This is a genomic window from Bacteroides sp. ET71 (genome assembly GCF_023336905.1).
In the GTDB taxonomy this organism is placed as follows: domain Bacteria; phylum Bacteroidota; class Bacteroidia; order Bacteroidales; family Bacteroidaceae; genus Bacteroides.
Genome location: NZ_JAMBLS010000130.1, coordinates 1 through 642, shown reverse-complemented (window position 1 = coordinate 642; position 642 = coordinate 1). Strand labels below are relative to the sequence as shown.

Genomic DNA, 642 nt, shown 5'->3' with positions numbered 1-642 from the left:
AAAGCAGGGAGGGCAAGGCTTTCGACGCTTCATTGGTATTGCGCCCCGACTTCTCGGTGGGATACGAGTTCGCCGACAAGAAACCATCCAAAGGCAAATCTGCCAAGAAGAAATGACCCTTCCGACATCAACCCGGACTTGATGTAGGATGAGGTCGTACTTGATGTACCATGAAGTCCGACTTGATGGTACATCAGGTACGGCTTCATCTTAGATAGATATAAAATGTTTTTTGTAACACGAATAAAATGAAGAATCATGAATCCGAACAAACCGAACATCCCGGCTCCGACGGTTGAGCCGGACGAACTTTCCTATTACCGTCTTACCCTGCTGTCCTACCTCCGCGAATCGCATCCCGAACTGGCGACGGACGAGGCTTTCATCCGTGCGCGTACCGACCTTGCCGCCGAAGCGTTCAGCAATGCCGTCAGGTCGGGCATGAATTATGACGAAGCCGTCCAACAGGCGGACGAGGTGCTGTTCCAGGGTCTGCACTTTTCCCGGCTCGACACGCTCATTACCGTGTTGTGGAACGAGTTTGCCGATGAGGTACCCGCAGGCCGCGCCCGCGAGGTAGCTCTCCAGCTCCTGCCCGAATGCGGCAGGGTGTTCAGCGGTTACGACCTGAGCGACGGTTTC

General features: G+C 54.4%; 1 protein-coding gene. It reads left to right on the top strand.

Going from position 1 to position 642, the window contains the following annotated elements; translation table 11 throughout:
- Positions 1 to 258 precede the first annotated feature (258 nt).
- On the top strand, positions 259 to 642 hold a 384-nt coding region (locus M3090_RS15520), incomplete at its 3' end, for a DUF1896 family protein (RefSeq protein WP_249057769.1).